The following is a 15,986-nucleotide window of genomic DNA, read 5'->3' as shown; positions in this document are numbered from 1 at the left end:
CCGGCCCCGCCGGCCAAGAATCACGCCGTCACGCCTCCCGCTTCGAAGAAGGCCGATCATGACCGAGATTTCCCGCCGCGCCGCGCTGGGCCTGCTGCCCGGCCTGGCCGCGCTGCCCGCCCTGCCGGCCCTGGCGCAGACCGCCCCCCGCTGGCCCGACCGGCCCGTCACCATCATCGTCCCCTGGGCGCCCGGCGGCTCGACCGACATCCTGGCGCGCATCGTGGCCGAGCATCTGCGCGCCGCCATCGGCCAGCCGGTGCTGGTGGAGAACCGCTCCGGCGCCTCGGGCAATATCGGCTCGGCCGCCGTCGCGCGCGCCAATCCGGATGGCTACACGCTGCTCTTCGGCTCGATGAGCACGCATGCGATGAACGACGCGCTGTTCACCACCATGCCGTTCCACGGCGTGGACGCCTTCGCGCCGGTCGCGCTGCTGGCCTATGTCACCAACACCATGGTGATCCACCCCTCGGTGCCGGCGCGGACGGTGGCCGAGTTCATCGCCTATGCGAAGGCCAATCCGGGCAAGATCACCTACGCCTCGGCCGGCGTCGGCTCGACCAACCATCTCTGCGCCGCGATGTTCGCGCAGATGGCGGGGCTCGACATGGTGCACGTGCCCTATCGCGGCGGCGCGCCGGCGGTGCTCGACACCATCGCCGGCCAGACCCAGCTGCTGTTCAGCGCCGGCACCCAGACCTTCGCGCCGGTGCGCGAGGGGCGGCTGCGCCTGCTGGCGGTGACCGAGGCGCAGCGCAGCGCCCTGCTGCCCGAGGTGCCGACCCTGGCCGAGACCGTGCCGGGCGCCGTCATGGCGGTGTGGTATGGCGCCTTCGGCCCGGCCGGCATGGACCCGGCGCTGGTCGCGCGGCTGAACACCGAGATCAACCGCGTGCTGATGCTGCCCGAGGTGAAGACCCGCATGGCCGAGATCGGCGTCGAGGTGGTGAATGCCAGCCCGGCCGAGTTCTCCACCACGCTGCGGCAGGACGCGGCGCGCTGGGGCGGGCTGATCCGCCAGCTCGGCATCACCGCGGACTGAGCGTGCTGGCCAGCCCCGCCATGGCGGAATTCGCCGCCGCCGAACTGCACCAGCTGGAGGCGGCGCTGGCCGAAACCGGCCAGCCGCTGGCCGCGCTGCGCGCCCTGGAGGCGCTGGCGCGGCCGCGGCTCGGCCATGCCCTCTGCACCGCCATGCGCTTCGACGCGGCCTCGATGACGGTGCAGCGGCTCTACAGCTCCGACCCGGCCGCCTATCCGCCGGGCGGCCAGAAGCCCAAGCGCGACACCGCCTGGGGCAGGCAGGTGCTGCTGGAGGGCCGCCCCTTCCTGGGCGAGGGCGAGGCGGCGATCCGCGGCGCCTTCGACGACCATGCGCTGATCCTGGGCCTCGGCCTGCGCTCGGTGCTGAACCTGCCGATCCGGCTCGGCGGGCGCTGCCTCGGCACGCTGAACTTCCTGTGGCGGGAGGAGCATGTGCCGGCCGGGCGCCGCGCCACGGCGCAGGCGCTGGCGCTGATGGGCAGCGCCGCCTGGGCGGCCTGAGCGGCCGGCACGAAAAAGGCCCGGGGAGAGCGATCCCCCCGGGCCGGCGGCGCCGCGGCGCCAGGCTCAGTCGTTGTAGCGGAAGCCCGGCAGCGCCTTGATCTGCGCCTCGGTCATCGGCACCGTCACGCGCTCGTTGCGCGCGGCGGGGACGCGGACCTGGTCATAGGGCACCGCGACATACTTCTCGCGCAGGCCGAGCCGGCCCTCCACCTCGATGATCGCCAGCACGGCGCGGCCCTGCGCGTCCAGCACCACATCCTCGATCTCGCCGATCTCGACATTGTCCGAGCTGTAGACATCGCGGTCGGTCAGCGTCTTGACGCTGCGCTGATTGGCCTCGATCTGCGTCGGCGTCTGCGCCAGGACCGGGGCGGACATCAGCATCAGCGCGGTGCCGGCCAGGATCAGGGGGTTGCGCATCGGCTTTTCCTCTCGTGTTGCTCGCGCCCGCAAGGGCTCGGCGGGACAACACCGCAAGGCGCCGCGCGTTGCCGCGCCCCCGCCCGGTCGGGGCAGGGGCGCGGCGGGCGGCTCAGCCCTTGGCCATGTCGAGCGGCGGCTCGGCCTCGGCCGGGATCGGGCATTCATAGGGCTGGCCGCCCAGGCGCCGGGCGAGATCCGCCTTGGCCGCCGCGATCAGCTCCGGCTGCTGCAGGGCGGTGGCTGCGGTGGCCGCCATCACCTTGGCGACATGCACCATGCCCTTGTGCGCATGCGGCGACTTGCCCTGCGCCGTCAGCTGCCAGGAATGGAAGGGCGTGCCGATCGCCGCCGTTGCGCCGGAGGCCTGCACCGTCGGCAGCACCCAGGAGACATCGCCGACATCGGTGGAGCCCAGCGCCAGCACGCGCGGCGTGCCGCGCGGCACGATGATGTCGCAGAGCGGCTTGCCTTCCTCATAGGGCAGGCCGGCGGCGGAGAAGGCGGCGCGCAGATCCTCGGGCCGCAGCGTGGCGCGGATCTGCTCGGCATAGTCGCGATCGGCCGCGTCGAATTCCGGCGGGCCGAGGCGCTCCAGCTCCGCCTGCATGGCGGCTTCCAGCGGCTCGTTCGGCAGCAGGTTGGCCACCGCGCTGAGCACCTTGATCTCCACCTCGGTCTCGGTCATCAGCGCGGCGCCGCGGGCGATCTTCTTGACGCGCTCGATCAGCGCCGCCATGCCGCGCAGATCCGGGTGGCGCACCGCGTAGCGCACCTTGGCGCGGCCCTGCACCACATTCGGCGCGATGCCGCCGGCATCGAGATAGGCGTAATGGATGCGCGCGCCGCTCTCCATATGCTCGCGCATGTAGTTGACGCCGACATTCATCAGCTCGACGGCATCCAGCGCCGAGCGCCCCAGATGCGGCGCCGCGGCGGCGTGGCTGGAGCGGCCGGTGAAGGTGAAGTCGATGCGCGTGTTGGCCAGCGACGCGGCCGGCATCACCTCGGCGAAATGGCCGGGATGCCAGGTGATGGCGAGATCGGCGTCGGCGAAGAGGCCGGCACGCGCCATGAAGGCCTTGGCGGCGCCGCCTTCCTCGGCCGGGCAGCCATAATAGCGCACGCGGCCGGCGATGCCCTGCTCGGCCAGCCAGTTCTTCACCGCCGTCGCCGCCAGCATGGCGCCGGCGCCGAGCAAATTGTGGCCGCAGCCATGGCCGAAGCCATTGTGCTTCTCGACCGGCTTCGGCTCGGCGATGCCGGCCTCCTGGCTCAGCCCGGGCAGCGCGTCATATTCGCCGAGGATGGCGATGACCGGCCCGCCCTCGCCGGCCTCGGCCATCAGCGCGGTGGGGATGCCGGCGACACCCTGCTGCACGCGGAAGCCCTGGCGCTCCAGCTCCGCCACATGCTCGGCGGCGGAGCGGAACTCGGCATAGAGCGGTTCCGGCATGTCCCAGACGCGGTCGGCGAGGGCGATCATCTCCGGCGCCTTGGCATCGACATGGCGCCAGATCTCGGGGGCGTTCTGCATCGGGGCATCCCGGCTGAGTGACAATCCAGTCGCCGCCGGCGGGCTGCGCGAGTCCGCCGCGGCGATGCGGCTGTCATAGGCCTATGCCGGGGGGCTGGCCAGGGGCGGGGGCTCCGCCATGCGCGCGCGGGTCGCGGCGTCGAGCAGCGCGCGCAGCCGCGCCAGCAGCGGATCGGCCCCGGTGCGGTCGCGGCCATAGCCGAGGTTGAAGCCGTAATCGAAGCCGGGCGGGTTCAGCCCCTGGCTGTGCTGCAGCAGCGTCTCCAGCTTGTCGAGGCCCTTGACCAGCATCGCCTCGCGCGTCGTGCCGGCCTCGTATTCCTCCCACAGCGCCAGGATCTCGGCGCGCTCGGCCGGCGGCAGCGGCGCGGCGAGGGTGGCGAGATCGCGCCGCTCCGCCTCGGCCTTGCCGCCGGGGCGCTGCTGGGGCGCGGGGATGTCGCCATGCAGCGCCTCGCCCAGATCATGCACCAGGCAGAGCTTCAGCACGCGCAGCAGATCGACCGGGGCCAGCCCGCGCGCCAGCACCATCGCCATCAGCGCCAGGCGCCAGCTATGCTCGGCGGTGCTCTCCTGCCGGCCGCGCGTGCCATGCGCGCTGCGCAGCGTTTCCTTCAGCCGCTCCGCACCGCGCAGGAAATCGAGCACGCCTTCGATCTCGCGATCATCCATGACCTGTCCTGTGCTCCCCGCCCGGTTGCCGTCCTCGCCAGCACGGCGTGGCCGGCAAAGCGCCTCGGGTGTCCCGGCGGAGCCGCCGGGGAGGGCGTTGACAGCCATGCGCCGCATCGGCGTATAGTTGCATGATACAACTTTATGGCGCCCTGTCGATGCCGCTTCCACCGTCTCCGCTGGTCGAGCCCATCCGCACCGCCTCGCGCGAGCTGGTGCGGGCGCTGGGCTTCACCGGCACGAACTTCGCCGGCACCGCCCTGCCGCCCTCGGCCGTGCACGCGCTGATCGAGATCGAGGCGGGCGGCGTCACCGCCCGCGCGCTGGGCGAGCGGCTCCGGCTGGAGAAATCCAGCGTCAGCCGCATGCTGCGCAAGCTGGTCGCCTCGCGCCTGGTGCAGGAGGGGCGGGATGGGGAGGATGGGCGGATCAAGCGCCTGTCGCTGACGCCGGAAGGCCAGGAGCGTGTGGCGCAGATCCACGCCTTCGCGCAGGCGCAGGTGTCGGGCGCGCTGGCCCGGCTGCACCCGGACCAGGCCGGCACCGTGCTGGACGGGCTGCGCCTCTACACGGCGGCGCTGGGGCAGGCGGAGGCGCCGCAGTGGGCCGAGATCGTCCAGGGCTACCAGCCGGGCCTCATCGCCGCGGTCACGCGCATGCACGCCCTGTATTACGCGCGGGTGGCGGGCTTCGGGCAGCGCTTCGAAAGCGTCGTCGCCGCCGGGCTGGCAGAGTTCTGCAACCGGCTGGACCGGCCGTGCAACGGCCTCTGGACGGCGGTGCGACAGGAAAAAATCCTCGGCTCGGTCGCCATCGATGGCGAGGATCTGGGCGGGGGCGTCGCGCATCTGCGCTGGTTCATCGTCGAGGACGGGCTGCGCGGCGGCGGTGTGGGGCGCCGGCTGTTGCAGGCGGCGCTGGGCTTCGTCGACGCGCAGGGCTTCGCCGAGACCCAGCTCTGGACCTTCGGCGGCCTCGCCGCGGCGCGGCATCTCTACGAGGGCTTCGGCTTCGCGCTGGTCGAGGAGCGGCCGGGCGCGCAATGGGGCAGCGAGGTCCTCGAACAGCGCTTCACCCGCCGGAGGCCCTGACGGCCCGCCGGAGCGGGGAGGGAGCATCCTCCCCGCCCGGCCTCAATCCTCGCCGCGATGGCGCAGCAGGCGCAGCGCGTTCAGCGTCACCAGCACGGTGGCCCCCGTATCGGCCAGCACCGCCGGCCACAGCCCGGTCACGCCGGTCACCGTGGTGACCAGGAACACCGCCTTCAGCCCGAGGGCGATGGCGACATTCTGCCGGATGTTGGCGAGCGTGGCGCGCGACAGCGCGACCAGCGCCGCGAGGTCGCGCACCCGGCTGTTCAGCAGCGCCGCATCGGCGGTCTCCAGCGCGACATCGGTGCCGCCGCCCATGGCGATGCCGATGGAGGCCGCGGCCAGCGCCGGCGCGTCATTGATGCCGTCCCCCACCATGGCGACGGGGCCCGCGACGGCGAGGGCGGCAATCTCGCGCTGCTTGTCGGCCGGCAGCAGCCCGGCCTTGACCTCGAGCCCGAGCCGCTCCGCGATGGCGGCGCCGGTGCGCGGATTGTCGCCGGTCAGCATCACCGGCGTCAGCCCGAGGCGGCGCAGCGCGGCGATGCCCTCCGCCGCATCCTCGCGCGGCTCGTCGCGCAGGGCGATCAGCCCGGTATGGGCGCCCTCGACGGTGACGACGACCACGGTCTTGCCCGCCGCCTCCCAATCGGCCACCGCCTGGCGCGCGGGTTCCGGCAGCGGCGCCAGGCTTTCGGCATGGTGCGGCGCACTGACGGCGACACGCTTGCCGCCCACCACCGCCTCCACGCCGCGGCCGGGCAGGGCGCGGGCCTCGCGGGTCGGGCGCAGCGGCATGCCTTCCTCCGCCGCGCGCTGCTGGATGGCGCGCGCCAGCGGGTGGGAGGAGGCGCTCTCCGCCGAGGCGGCCATGGCCAGCAGCACCCGCTCCGGCCCCGCCAGCGGCAGCGTGTCGGTGACGCGCGGCCGGCCCTCGGTCAGCGTGCCGGTCTTGTCGAAGGCGATGGCCCGCACGCGGCCGATCATCTCCAGCGCGCCGCCGCCCTTGACCAGCAGCCCGCGCCGCGTGCCGGCGGCGAGGCCGGAGGCGATGGCGGCGGGGGTGGAGAGCACCAGCGCGCAGGGGCAGGCCACCAGCAGCAGCGCCAGGCCGCGATACAGCCAGGTGCCCCAGTCGCCGCCGGCCAGCAGTGGCGGCGCGACCACCACCAGGGCGGCGACCAGCACGGCGGCCGGGGTGTACCAGGCGGCGAAGCGCTCGATGAAGCGGGCGGTGGGCGCCTTGGCCTCCTGCGCCTCCTCCACCAGCCGGATGATGCGGGCGATGGTGTTGTCGGCCGCCGCACGGGTGACGCGCAGCTGCAGCGCGCCGGAGGCGTTGACGCTGCCGGCGAAGACCGTGTCGCCTTCCGCCTTCACGACGGGGATGGATTCGCCGGTGACCGGGCTTTCATCCACCTCCGAATGGCCCTCCACCACCACGCCATCGGCCGGGATGCGGTCGCCGGGGCGGACCAGCACGAGGTCGCCCGGCGCCAGGCTGGCGGCGGGAACGGGGCTGGCGACGCCGCCCTCCAGCTTCAGCGCGTGGCGCGGCACCAGCGCGGCCAGGGCCTGGATGCCGGCGCGCGCCCGCCCGGCGGCGACCCCCTCCAGCAGCTCGCCGATGGTGAACAGGAAAACGACCATCGCCGCCTCGGAGGCCGCGCCGATCGCCAGCGCGCCGAGGGTGGCGATCGACATCAGCATCTCGATGCTGAAGGGGCTGCCGGCACGGGCCAGCGCGATGGCCTTGCGGCCGAAATAGGCCAGGCCGACCAGTGCCGCCGGCCACCAGGCCGCGCCCTCCAGCTGCGGCCACGCGGCGCCGGCCAGGACGCCGAGCCCGACCAGCCCGCCCAGCAGCAGCGCCAGCCTGGCCTTGGGCTCGGCCAGGACGCGCCGCCAGAGCGGGGGCTCCGCCTCGGCGGCGATTGGCAGGGCGCCGGCGAGGCGCGGCGCCGCCTCCTCCTCCATGCCATAGCCGAGGGCGCGGATGCGCGCCTCGACCTCGGCGCGCGGCGTCGCCGCCTCGTCCAGGCGGAAGGCCAGGATCTGGGTCTGGAAATTGATGCGCACCGCGGCGGTGCCGGGCAGGCGGGAGAGCGCGGTCTCCACCTTGCCGGCGCAGGAAGGGCAATCCATGCCCGCCACGCGGTAGCGCAAGGCGGTGCCGGCGATGCGGGTTTCGGTCTCGGCCATGGCGGCCTCCTTCGGCGCGCCTCCACCCGGCGATGCTTGCCGGAGAAGGCTCGCCGCCCCAGATAGGGCCTGTAGTCGCTACAGGGTCAAGCCCCATGCCGCCTCTGTCGATCGGCGCGCTCGCCCGCGCCACCAACACCAAGGTCGAGACCATCCGCTGGTATGAGCGGGTCGGGCTGCTGCCGCCGCCCTCCCGCACCGAGGGCAATTACCGCGCCTATGGCCCGGCGCAGCTGGCGCGGCTGAGCTTCATCCGCCGGGCGCGCGATCTCGGCTTCTCGCTGGAGCAGGTGCGGGCGCTGCTCGACCTGGCGGGGCATGGCGACCATTCCTGCGCCGCCGTGCACGACATCGCGCGCGAGCACCTGGCCGAGGTGGAGCGCAAGCTGGCCGACCTGACGGCGCTGCGTGCCGAGCTGTCCAACCTGCTTTGCGGGCGGGAGGGCGGCACCATCGCCGAATGCCGCATCGTCGAGGCGCTGTCGCCGCGCAGCGACGCGACCGCCGGCTGAATATTTTACATAATTTATCTTATGTGATCAATGCGCCGCCCTGCCTCAGCCGGCCTTGGCCTCGAACACCGCCTCCGCCGCGTCCTGGCGCCGCGCCGGGCCGCCGCCCATCCAGGAGGACCAGCCGAGCCGCGCCCCGCCGCCCAGCGCCGCCTGCGGCACCGCCTCCGCCGCCAGCACCGGGTTGATGGCGAAGCCGATATCCAGCCCGACATGCAGCCGCGCCAGCGCCACCAGCCGCTGATGCAGCGGCCGGCCGGGCAGCAGCGCCTCGAAGGCCTCGCGCGGCAGCGGGCCGATACGGATGACGAAGCGCGACTGCGCGTCCCAGACCTGCGCGCCCAGCGCCGTGCTGACACCCAGCGCATTGTGCGCGCCGGCGGCGCCGAGGCGCGAGCGCTCGCCCTCCGGCAGGCGCAGCCAGCCGCCGGCGAATTCCTCCAGCGCGACGGGATGCCCCGCCTCCTCCTGCAGCAGCGCGCGCAGCCGCTCCGCCGAGCGGCTGCGCGCGGCGAGATGCCCCGCATGGTAGAGCAGCGCCGCGGGCTCCAGCCCGGCGCGCTCCGCCAGATGCGGCGTGCCGAGGCCGATGGCGGCGGCGAGCAGCTGCTCCGCCGGAACCGCGTCGCGGGTCGGCCGGTATTTCCGCCCCGCCGCCGCCCAGAGACCCGCGAAACGCCCACCCAGCAGGTCCAGGAAGGCGTGCAGCGCCTCGGAGCGCTTGCGCTTCTCGGCGGCCACCTGCGCCGTGTGGTGGCGCGGCAGCACGCCCCCCGGCCCGACCAGCCCGAAACCGCCCAGGGTCAGCGCGCCGGAGTCCGGGTCGGCCGCCACCACCGCCGCCTCGGCATGCGACAGCCGCGCGGTGGAGCGGTAGGTGACGGCGCGCGGATCGCCGCCCGGCGCCACCAGATCGATCGCCTGGTCGAGCTCGAAGCGCTCCGGCGCCTCGGCCAGGCGCTGGCGGGGCGGCGTGGTCACAGCAGCAGCCTGGTGCCGCTGCGCGGCGCCCAGCGCGCGGCGACCCCTGCCCGGCCGCGCAGCACCACGGCGGTGCGGGTGAAGGCATTGACCGAGACCTGTAGCGCCAGGAAGCGCTCCAGCACCGCCGCCAGCAGATGCAGCCCGCCGGATTGCCAGGCGGCGGGGTCGAAGGCCAGCGTCACATCCAGCCCGCGCAGGAAGGCGCCGGGCCGGCCGCCCGGCAGCCGCGCCACACCCGGCTTCGCCTCCACCGCCAGCAGGGCGGCGATGGCGGCGCGGTTCTCCGCCGTGTCGCGCCGGTCATGCAGGCGCAGCATCTCGCGCAGCGCCTGCGCCCCCTGCTCGCCCCCGGTGATGCCGAGATGGTTCAGCGCCAGATGCGAGACCAGCTTCCAGGCGCTGCGCTCCCCGAGCGCCGGGCGCAGCGTCGGCGTCGGCGCCGAGAGGCATTCGGCCCCGGCCAGCGAGACGCCGCCATCGGCCACCCGCAGCCGCGGCTGGCCGCCGCCGAAGGGCAGCATCGCCGGCAGGTCGCGGTTGCAGCACAGCGCGTCGATGGACAGCACGGCATCGGCCGGCCGCGCCGGGTCGAAACCCGCATCGCGCAGCGCCAGCGCCGTCTGCGTGCCGCCGAGCGGCGGCGGCGCCGGGCGGCGCAGCGGCAGGTAGTGGATGGCGGCGGTCTCCGCCGTCTCCTCCGCCCCCTCGCGGCCGAGGCGGTGGAAGGGCAGCACCTCGCGCCGACTGCCATCGGGGCGGCTTTCGCGCACGCGGCTGACCGAATGCACCTCCAGCGCCGCCGGGCGGCGCGCATCCGGCACCACCGGCCATTCGCTGCGCGTGCCATCCAGCGCCACGGGCTCGCAGCGCACCGGGAAGAGGTTGATGGCCGGCGTGCAGCCCAAGGCAAAACTCTCGGCCGAGACGCTGCGCTCCAGCTCCGGCACGGCGCGGCTGAGCCAGATGAAGATCTCCATCCGCTCGCCCTGCTGCAGCAGGCTGCGCGCCTCCAGCCCGCCGAGGTCGAGATAGAGGAATTTTTCCGGGAAGGCGAAGTACTCGGAGAGCAGCCGGTGGCCGTCGAAGGCCCGCTGCGGCCAGGGCAACGCCGCCTCCTCCGGCGCGAAGCCCGCCGGTTGCAGGCAGGACGGGCCGAGCAGTGTCGGCCGCGCATCATTCGGCCCATCCGCCAGGGCTATGGCGAGCACCGATTGCGACAGCAGCTCATGCAGCAGCGCCGCCTGGCTGCCCTGGCCTCGCAGATGCAGCCGCAGCTTGTCGAGGCCGATCTCGGCGAAGGGCAGATCCGGCGCCACGCTGCGCAGCACCAGCCGCAGGCAGGCGGCGGCGCCGCTGGCGGCGCGGTTGGGCGGCGCGGCAAAGGGCAGGCCGGAGAGCGTGGCGCGCTCCACCAGCAGCGGCCAGAGGGTGACATCGTGGCAGCTGCGGAAGCGCACCGCCTCGCCGCGCACCGGCTCGCTCTCCACCGACAATCCGCGCGGGATGTGCAGCTTCGCGCGCAGCTCCGGCGAGGCGCGCAGCCGCAGCGTCGTCATCGACGGCACCGGCGCCAGCATCTGCGGCGAGAGCATCTCGAGCAGCGCGTCCGACAGCTCGGGCAGCTCGTCATCCAGCCGCTGCTGCGCCCGCGCGGCGAGGAAGGCCACACCCTCCAGCAGCCGCTCAACATAGGGATCATCCGCCGCGTCGCCGGAGAGGCGCAGCCGGCCGGCGACCTTCGGATAGGCCTCGGCGAAGGCGCCGGCATCGCGGCGCAGCGCGGCGAGCTCGCGATTGTAGTAGGGCAGCAGCGAATCGCTCATGTCTCGCGCACCGTCACATCCAGCGTCGCGGGACGCAGCACCGTCTCGAAGGCCACCTGCTCCGGCGCCGGGTCGGTGCGCAGGATGGCCTCGACGCGCAGCTTCAGGCTGCGGTCCAGCGCCTCGCGCTGCGGCTCGGCCAGGCTGACGGTGAGCGCGGCCAGGCGCGGCTCGAAGCGGCGCAGCACCGCCTCCACCTCGCGCGCCAGCGCCTCGCGCGCTTCCTCGGTGGTGAAGCTGCCGGCCGTCGGGTCGGGCACGCCATAACCCAGCGGCGAGGCGGCGAGCTCCGTCAGGCCGGAGGGCAGCGGGCGGCGGCGGCGGCGGGCGTTCAGCAGCGCCTCGACATCGCGCCGCACCGCGTCGCGCATCACCGCGATGGCCATGGGCTGGGTCAGCGGCGGATCGGGCGGCCCGTCCGGATCACCGTCCAGCAGCCGGTCCAGCAGCGGCAGATGGATGCGCCTGGACTCGCTCATGCGAAACCGAGTTCCGTGACCTCGGCCAGGGACAGCGTGTCCTGCGGCAGGCCATCGGCCAGGAACAGGCGCAGCCCCGTGCCGGTGACCGGCCCCTCGCCTTCCGACCAGGCGGTCTCGCGGCCCAGGCGCTGCGCGTCGTTTTCCGAGTTCCGCGCATAGAGCAGTGGCAGGAAGACCAGCCCTTCCGTGCCATCCTTCAGCACCAGCGTGGCGCGGCGGAAGGCCAGGTCGCGCGGCCGGCGGATCGGTTCCAGCGCCAGGCTGGACAGCCGCTCCAGCGGCACCCACAGCGCGTCGCCGCCGCTGGTCAGAACTTCGAGTTGCGGCGCCAGCAGGTCATCGGCGTCGCGCAGATCGCTGAAGCCGACACCATCCGCCGTGCCGGTGATGCGCGGGCGCAGCGCCTCGGCCTCGGCCGCCGCCTCGGCCGCGCCAGCGGCATCGCCGGCGCGCTGCAAGGTGAGCGCGCGCAGCGCGGCACGCTGCGCGGGGGTCGGGTCATCGCCCTGGAAGGCGGGCAGCCGGCCGGCGGCGTAGACATCGCGGCGCTGCTGCTCGGCGCGCAGCAGGCGGCGGAATTCCAGCACCGCCGGGCCCGGTTTTTCTTCCAGCACGGCGTCGAGCGCGGTGTCCGCGCGCGCGATCTCGCCGCACAGCAGCAGGATTTCGGCCAGGCGCCAGCGCAGCCCGGCATCGCGCGGCGCGGCGCGAACCGCGCCCATGGCGGCGGCGCGCGCGGCCTGGAGGTCGCCGGCGCGGAAGGCCTCGCCGACCGGATCCTGGGTGATGCTCATGCCGCGGCCGCTCCCGGCGCCTGAAGATCGGTGACCAGCCGGAAGGCAGCGCCCACCTCGTCCAGCTGGTAATGCGGCTGCAGATGCAGCACGCAGCCATAGGTGCCGGGACGCCCCGGCTGCTCGCGCACCTCGACCCGCGCGCTGCGCAGCGGGTAGCGCGCCGCCGTCTCGCCCAGCGCGCTGCCGGAGGCATTGGTGAAGCCGGTCAGCCAGCGCTGCAATTGCCGCTCCACCTCTTCCGGCGTGCGGAAGGCACCGACCAAATCGCGCCCCATCACCTTGATGCAATGCGCGAAGCGGCTGACGCAGAGGATGGCGTTGAACTGCGCCGAGAGCCGCTGATTGGCCTCCGCCCCCTCCCCCGTCATGCGCGGCGGGCGGTGCAGGCTGGGGGCGGCGGCGAAGCTCGCCTCGGGCAGAAATTCGAGGCCCAGCAAGGGAAGAATCCCGGCCTCGACCAGTTGCCGTTCCTGCAGATCGGTCAGCGCCAGCTCGACCGGCGGGCGCGGCGGCACACCGGGCGCGTCGCCGGAGAGCCGCTCATAGGGCAGCGCGTCGACCACGCCGCCGCGCGCCTCCTCCGCCACGGTGGCGCCGCGCAGATCGGCCGGCCAGCCATAGAGGGCGAAAGCACGCAGCACCACGGCGCCCATCGCATAGACCGGGCTGCACCAGAGGCGCGGGCCGAGCGCGCCGCGCGGGCGGAAGCCATCGGCGCGCACGGCGTCATCCGCCCAGGGCGGACGGGCCAGCAGGCGCGGCAGCAGCACGGAGACGAAGCGCGCGTCCTCGCGCGTCTGCATCCGGCGCCAGCGGCGATGATCCTCGGCGCGCAGCGCCTCGGTCAGGTCGAGCGAGGCGCCGGCCTCGGCGAAATCATCCAGGCCGAACAGCGCCGGGTCGGCGGCGATGGCCAGGGGCGCGAAGGCCGCCGCGGCGATGCCGGCCAGCGCCTCCAGCACCTCGATATCATCCGTCGGGTGGCCGGGTGCCGGGGCGTGGCGCAGCGTGTAATCGGCCAGCAGCAGGCCGAAGGGCTCACCGCCGGGGCGGCCGAACTCTTCCTCGTAGATGGCATGGAACAGCGCCGACTGGTCGAATTCCACCGCGCGCTGCACATCGCGCGATAGCTCCGCCCAGCGCGCCACAAACAGCCGCAGCTTGATGCGCGCGGCATAGGGCACGCGCCCGGCCAGCCAGTGCAGGCCGCGCCAGGAGCCTTCCAGGCGCTGAAGCCGTGGATGCGCCAACAGCGCGGAGAGCTGCGCGTCGATCAGCGCATCGAGGGCAGCGATATCGCGGTCGATCGCCTCGCGCAGCGCCTCGGCATCACGGAAGCGGGCCGCGCCGAACCATTCGTGCAGATCCGGCGCGGCGAGGAAGCCGGCCAGCGCCGAGGCGCCCTGCCCCTGCCCGGCGCCGACAAAGGCGCCGGACAGCACCACCCCGCGCAGCCCGTCCGGCATCACACCTTGTGCGGGATGCGCGCCACCATGCGCATGGAGGTGGTCAGCTCCTCCATCTGCAGCCAGGGGCGCATATAGGCCACGGCGTTGTAGACGCCAGGCTTGCCCGGCACCTCCTTCACCTCGACCTTCGCCTCGCGCAGCGGATACTTCGCCTTGCTCTCCGGCCCGGCATTCTCATTGGCGTTGACGTAGTTCTTGATCCAGCGGTTCAGCCAGACCTCGCAATCGCTCGCCTCCATGAAGGAGCCGATCTTGTCGCGCGCCATCACCTTGAGGAAATGCGCGAAGCGGCCGGTGGCCATCAGATAGGGCAGCCGCGCCGAGATCGCCGCATTGGCCGTGGCTTCCGGCCGGTCATACTTCTTTGGCTTCTGCACCGACTGCGCGCCGAAGAACACCGCATGGTCGCTGTTCTTGTAGTGGCAGAGCGGCAGGAAGCCGAGCGCCGAGAGCTCCGCCTCGCGCCGGTCGGTGATGCCGATCTCGGTCGGGCATTGCGCATCGATGTCGCCATCGTCGGAGACGAAGGTGTGGTTCGGCAGGTTGGACACCTTGCCACCGCCCTCGGCGCCGCGGATCGCCACACAGAAACCGTGCTGGGCGAAGGCATCGGTCAGCCTTGCGCCCATCACATAGGCAGCGTTCATCCAGCAATAGTCGCCATGCACCATCTGCTGCGGCCGGCCGGCGGCGTCGGTCGGCGCCTCCTCATAGCCGAACTCGTCGACGGGCACCGTGTTGGCGCCATAGGGCAGCCGGGCGATGACGCGCGGCATCACCAGGTTGACGAAGCGGCTATCCTCCGTCTCACGGAAGGCGCGCCACTTGGTGTATTCGGCGGTGTCGAAAATCTTGGCGAGGTCGCGCGGCTTGGACAGCTCGCGCCAATCCTCGAAGCCGAACATGCCAGCGCCGGCAGCCGAGATGAAGGGCGCGAAGGAGGCGGCGGCGACGTTGGAGACCAGGCGCAGCGTCTCGACATCGTCCGGGTGGTTGGTCCACTCGTAGTCGCCGATCAGCGCGCCATAGGGCTCGCCGCCCGGCATGCCGAACTCGTTCTCGTAGAGCTTCTTGAACAGCTGCGACTGGTCGAACTCGGTCGCGCGCTGCAGGTCACGCGACAGCTCGCGCTTCGAGGCCTGCAGAAGGCGCAGCCGCAGCGAGGTGCCGGTCTCGCTGTTCTTCACCAGATAGTGCAACCCGCGCCAGGAGCCTTCCAGCTTCAGGAAGCGCTCATGATGCATCACCGCGTTCAGCTGCTCGCTGACCTTGCGGTCGATCTCGGCGATGGCGCGGTCGAAGGTCTGTTGCAGGTTGCGGTTGAAGGTGACGGTGCCCTTCAGCGCCTCCTCGGTCAGCGCCTTGATCAGCTCCTGGGCGCGGTCGCGCTCGGTCTGGCGTGTGGCGCCCAGCACCTGGTCGAGCAGCCCGCCGCCGGCTTCCGCCTCGGTCGTTGTCGTGCCGGCGCTGGCCGGCGCGTTCTGGGTGCCGCTCATGCCGCGCTTCCCTTGCCGCCAAGCCCGAGCTCACCCGAGAGCTTGTCGAGCTTGGCCTTGTCCTGCAGCACCTCCTCGAGCAGCGTCTCCAACTCCTCCGAGCGGTCGACCTTGCTCATCAGGTCGCGCAGCTTGGCGCGCGTCTCCAGCAGCGCCTTCAGCGCCGGCACCTGCTCGGCGACCTTCGCCGGCTCGAAATCCTCCATCGAGCGGAACTTCAGGTCGACCGCCATCTCGCTGCCATCGCCGGCCAGCGTGTTCTCGACGCGCAGCTTCAGGCCCGGCTGCACGCGGGCCATCACCTCGTCGAAATTGTCGCGGTCGATCTGGACGAATTTCCGTTCGGCCAGCGGCTTCAGCGGCTCCGCCGGGTCGCCGGCGAAATCGCCCATGATGCCGAGCACGAAGGGCAGCTCGCGCTCGATCTCGGCGCCCTCGGTCTCCACCTGATAGGTGATATGGACGCGCGGCTTGCGCACACGCGCCAGCTTGTCGTGAACGCTACCGCTCATGCAGGCGATCTTCCTCTGTGGCTCGACAACGCTTCTGACGAACAGGATGGGGCGGCCATCCCGCCCCCGCAACTACCAGACGATGCCCTTCGCCTCACCCGCCGGTGCTGCGGCCGGCTCCGCGGGCGGCTCCGCGGGCGGCACCGGCGCCTGCGGCGAAGGCTGCGCCGCCGGCGGCGGTGATGCCAGAGACTGGATGCCGAGCATGCTCAACATCGCGTGACGCGCGGCCTTGTCAGGCAGCACCTCCTCCAGCAGCGCCGGCAGCGGCATGCGGGCGCGGCGCGCCAGCGTCTCGATGGAATAGGCGATCGGCGAATGCGGCTCGGTGGCGCGGAAGAAGGCGGCGATGTCTTCCAGGCGGCGGATCGCCTCCTCGCGCGAGGCAGGGGCGCCGCCGGACGCTGGCGGTAGCGCAGCCGGTGCGGGCGCGGCGAT

General features: G+C 73.0%; 15 protein-coding genes and 1 pseudogene. 4 read left to right on the top strand and 12 right to left on the bottom strand.

Annotated elements, in window-relative coordinates; translation table 11 throughout:
• Window positions 1-58 precede the first annotated feature (58 nt).
• Entirely contained in the window at window positions 59-1,045 is a 987-nt protein-coding gene (locus tag HMPREF0731_RS15815) for a Bug family tripartite tricarboxylate transporter substrate binding protein (protein ID WP_007005174.1), read from the top strand.
• Between the two features lie 2 nt (window positions 1,046-1,047).
• On the top strand, window positions 1,048-1,548 hold the full coding sequence (locus HMPREF0731_RS15810; RefSeq protein WP_007005173.1) for a GAF domain-containing protein: 501 nt from the start codon (window positions 1,048-1,050) through the stop codon (window positions 1,546-1,548).
• 66 nt (window positions 1,549-1,614) lie between these two features.
• Here the strand turns inward: HMPREF0731_RS15810 and HMPREF0731_RS15805 are convergent, their stop codons facing one another.
• The 3 genes from HMPREF0731_RS15805 to HMPREF0731_RS15795 form a co-directional block, all read right to left on the bottom strand.
• Window positions 1,615-1,971, bottom strand: a complete 357-nt coding sequence (locus tag HMPREF0731_RS15805) for a PRC-barrel domain-containing protein (RefSeq protein ID WP_007005172.1) — start codon at window positions 1,969-1,971, stop codon at window positions 1,615-1,617.
• Window positions 1,972-2,083: 112 nt separating this feature from the next.
• A complete protein-coding gene (locus HMPREF0731_RS15800) occupies window positions 2,084-3,508 on the bottom strand; it encodes a M20 family metallopeptidase (RefSeq protein ID WP_007005171.1) in 1,425 nt (474 codons plus the stop codon).
• An 81-nt stretch (window positions 3,509-3,589) separates the two neighbouring features.
• A complete protein-coding gene (locus HMPREF0731_RS15795) occupies window positions 3,590-4,180 on the bottom strand; it encodes an HD domain-containing protein (RefSeq protein WP_007005170.1) in 591 nt (196 codons plus the stop codon).
• 131 nt (window positions 4,181-4,311) lie between these two features.
• Here HMPREF0731_RS15795 and HMPREF0731_RS15790 point away from each other — a divergent pair, with 131 nt between their 5' ends.
• Window positions 4,312-5,271 carry a MarR family winged helix-turn-helix transcriptional regulator gene (locus HMPREF0731_RS15790; RefSeq protein WP_007005169.1) on the top strand — a complete coding sequence of 320 codons (960 nt, stop codon included), beginning with the start codon at window positions 4,312-4,314 and terminating at the stop codon, window positions 5,269-5,271.
• Between the two features lie 42 nt (window positions 5,272-5,313).
• Here HMPREF0731_RS15790 and HMPREF0731_RS15785 read toward each other — a convergent pair whose 3' ends face one another.
• Window positions 5,314-7,473: a heavy metal translocating P-type ATPase gene (locus tag HMPREF0731_RS15785; RefSeq protein WP_007005168.1), complete on the bottom strand. Its 2,160-nt coding sequence runs from the start codon at window positions 7,471-7,473 to the stop codon at window positions 5,314-5,316.
• 95 nt (window positions 7,474-7,568) lie between these two features.
• Here HMPREF0731_RS15785 and HMPREF0731_RS15780 point away from each other — a divergent pair, with 95 nt between their 5' ends.
• Entirely contained in the window at window positions 7,569-7,985 is a 417-nt protein-coding gene (locus tag HMPREF0731_RS15780) for a MerR family transcriptional regulator (RefSeq protein ID WP_007005167.1), read from the top strand.
• A 45-nt stretch (window positions 7,986-8,030) separates the two neighbouring features.
• Here the strand turns inward: HMPREF0731_RS15780 and tssG are convergent, their stop codons facing one another.
• The 8 genes and pseudogenes from tssG to HMPREF0731_RS25620 all read right to left on the bottom strand — a co-directional run.
• On the bottom strand, window positions 8,031-8,966 hold the full coding sequence (gene tssG / locus HMPREF0731_RS15775) for a type VI secretion system baseplate subunit TssG (RefSeq protein ID WP_051014788.1): 936 nt from the start codon (window positions 8,964-8,966) through the stop codon (window positions 8,031-8,033).
• A complete protein-coding gene (gene tssF / locus HMPREF0731_RS15770; protein WP_007005166.1) occupies window positions 8,963-10,792 on the bottom strand; it encodes a type VI secretion system baseplate subunit TssF in 1,830 nt (609 codons plus the stop codon). The genes tssG and tssF overlap by 4 nt, the downstream gene beginning before the upstream one ends.
• Window positions 10,789-11,271, bottom strand: coding sequence for a type VI secretion system baseplate subunit TssE (gene tssE / locus HMPREF0731_RS15765; protein ID WP_007005165.1), 483 nt, complete (start codon window positions 11,269-11,271; stop codon window positions 10,789-10,791). Before tssE ends, tssF begins: the two co-directional genes overlap by 4 nt.
• Window positions 11,268-12,068 (bottom strand): type VI secretion system accessory protein TagJ, encoded by an 801-nt coding sequence (locus HMPREF0731_RS15760; RefSeq protein WP_007005164.1) that lies wholly within the window; start codon window positions 12,066-12,068, stop codon window positions 11,268-11,270. The genes tssE and HMPREF0731_RS15760 overlap by 4 nt, the downstream gene beginning before the upstream one ends.
• Entirely contained in the window at window positions 12,065-13,537 is a 1,473-nt protein-coding gene (gene tssC, locus HMPREF0731_RS15755; RefSeq protein ID WP_040613615.1) for a type VI secretion system contractile sheath large subunit, read from the bottom strand. The genes HMPREF0731_RS15760 and tssC (HMPREF0731_RS15755) overlap by 4 nt, the downstream gene beginning before the upstream one ends.
• A complete protein-coding gene (gene tssC / locus HMPREF0731_RS15750) occupies window positions 13,537-15,036 on the bottom strand; it encodes a type VI secretion system contractile sheath large subunit (RefSeq protein WP_007005162.1) in 1,500 nt (499 codons plus the stop codon). The genes tssC (HMPREF0731_RS15755) and tssC (HMPREF0731_RS15750) overlap by 1 nt, the downstream gene beginning before the upstream one ends.
• Window positions 15,033-15,548 (bottom strand): type VI secretion system contractile sheath small subunit, encoded by a 516-nt coding sequence (tssB, locus tag HMPREF0731_RS15745; RefSeq protein WP_040613613.1) that lies wholly within the window; start codon window positions 15,546-15,548, stop codon window positions 15,033-15,035. The genes tssC (HMPREF0731_RS15750) and tssB overlap by 4 nt, the downstream gene beginning before the upstream one ends.
• A 72-nt stretch (window positions 15,549-15,620) precedes the next feature.
• Window positions 15,621-15,986 (bottom strand): annotated as a pseudogene (locus tag HMPREF0731_RS25620) (hypothetical protein); the annotation flags it as partial.

The sequence above is a fragment of the Pseudoroseomonas cervicalis ATCC 49957 genome, from assembly GCF_000164635.1.
GTDB classification, from domain to species: Bacteria; Pseudomonadota; Alphaproteobacteria; order Acetobacterales; family Acetobacteraceae; genus Pseudoroseomonas; species Pseudoroseomonas cervicalis.
The sequence above is the reverse complement of the archived record's forward strand: the minus strand, read 5'-3'. Positions and strand labels throughout refer to the sequence as shown.

Excerpts from the sequence above, each read along its gene's own strand:
- tssE (WP_007005165.1), bottom strand. The coding sequence starts at position 11,271 with ATGAGCGAGTCCAGGCGCATCCATCTGCCGCTGCTGGACCGGCTGCTG.
- HMPREF0731_RS15815 (WP_007005174.1), top strand. The coding sequence starts at position 59 with ATGACCGAGATTTCCCGCCGCGCCGCGCTGGGCCTGCTGCCCGGCCTG.
- tssB (WP_040613613.1), bottom strand. The coding sequence starts at position 15,548 with ATGAGCGGTAGCGTTCACGACAAGCTGGCGCGTGTGCGCAAGCCGCGC.
- HMPREF0731_RS15785 (WP_007005168.1), bottom strand. The coding sequence starts at position 7,473 with ATGGCCGAGACCGAAACCCGCATCGCCGGCACCGCCTTGCGCTACCGC.
- HMPREF0731_RS15780 (WP_007005167.1), top strand. The coding sequence starts at position 7,569 with ATGCCGCCTCTGTCGATCGGCGCGCTCGCCCGCGCCACCAACACCAAG.
- HMPREF0731_RS15800 (WP_007005171.1), bottom strand. The coding sequence starts at position 3,508 with ATGCAGAACGCCCCCGAGATCTGGCGCCATGTCGATGCCAAGGCGCCG.
- HMPREF0731_RS15790 (WP_007005169.1), top strand. The coding sequence starts at position 4,312 with ATGATACAACTTTATGGCGCCCTGTCGATGCCGCTTCCACCGTCTCCG.
- tssF (WP_007005166.1), bottom strand. The coding sequence starts at position 10,792 with ATGAGCGATTCGCTGCTGCCCTACTACAATCGCGAGCTCGCCGCGCTG.
- HMPREF0731_RS15760 (WP_007005164.1), bottom strand. The coding sequence starts at position 12,068 with ATGAGCATCACCCAGGATCCGGTCGGCGAGGCCTTCCGCGCCGGCGAC.
- HMPREF0731_RS15795 (WP_007005170.1), bottom strand. The coding sequence starts at position 4,180 with ATGGATGATCGCGAGATCGAAGGCGTGCTCGATTTCCTGCGCGGTGCG.
- tssC (WP_007005162.1), bottom strand. The coding sequence starts at position 15,036 with ATGAGCGGCACCCAGAACGCGCCGGCCAGCGCCGGCACGACAACGACC.
- tssC (WP_040613615.1), bottom strand. The coding sequence starts at position 13,537 with ATGCCGGACGGGCTGCGCGGGGTGGTGCTGTCCGGCGCCTTTGTCGGC.
- HMPREF0731_RS15805 (WP_007005172.1), bottom strand. The coding sequence starts at position 1,971 with ATGCGCAACCCCCTGATCCTGGCCGGCACCGCGCTGATGCTGATGTCC.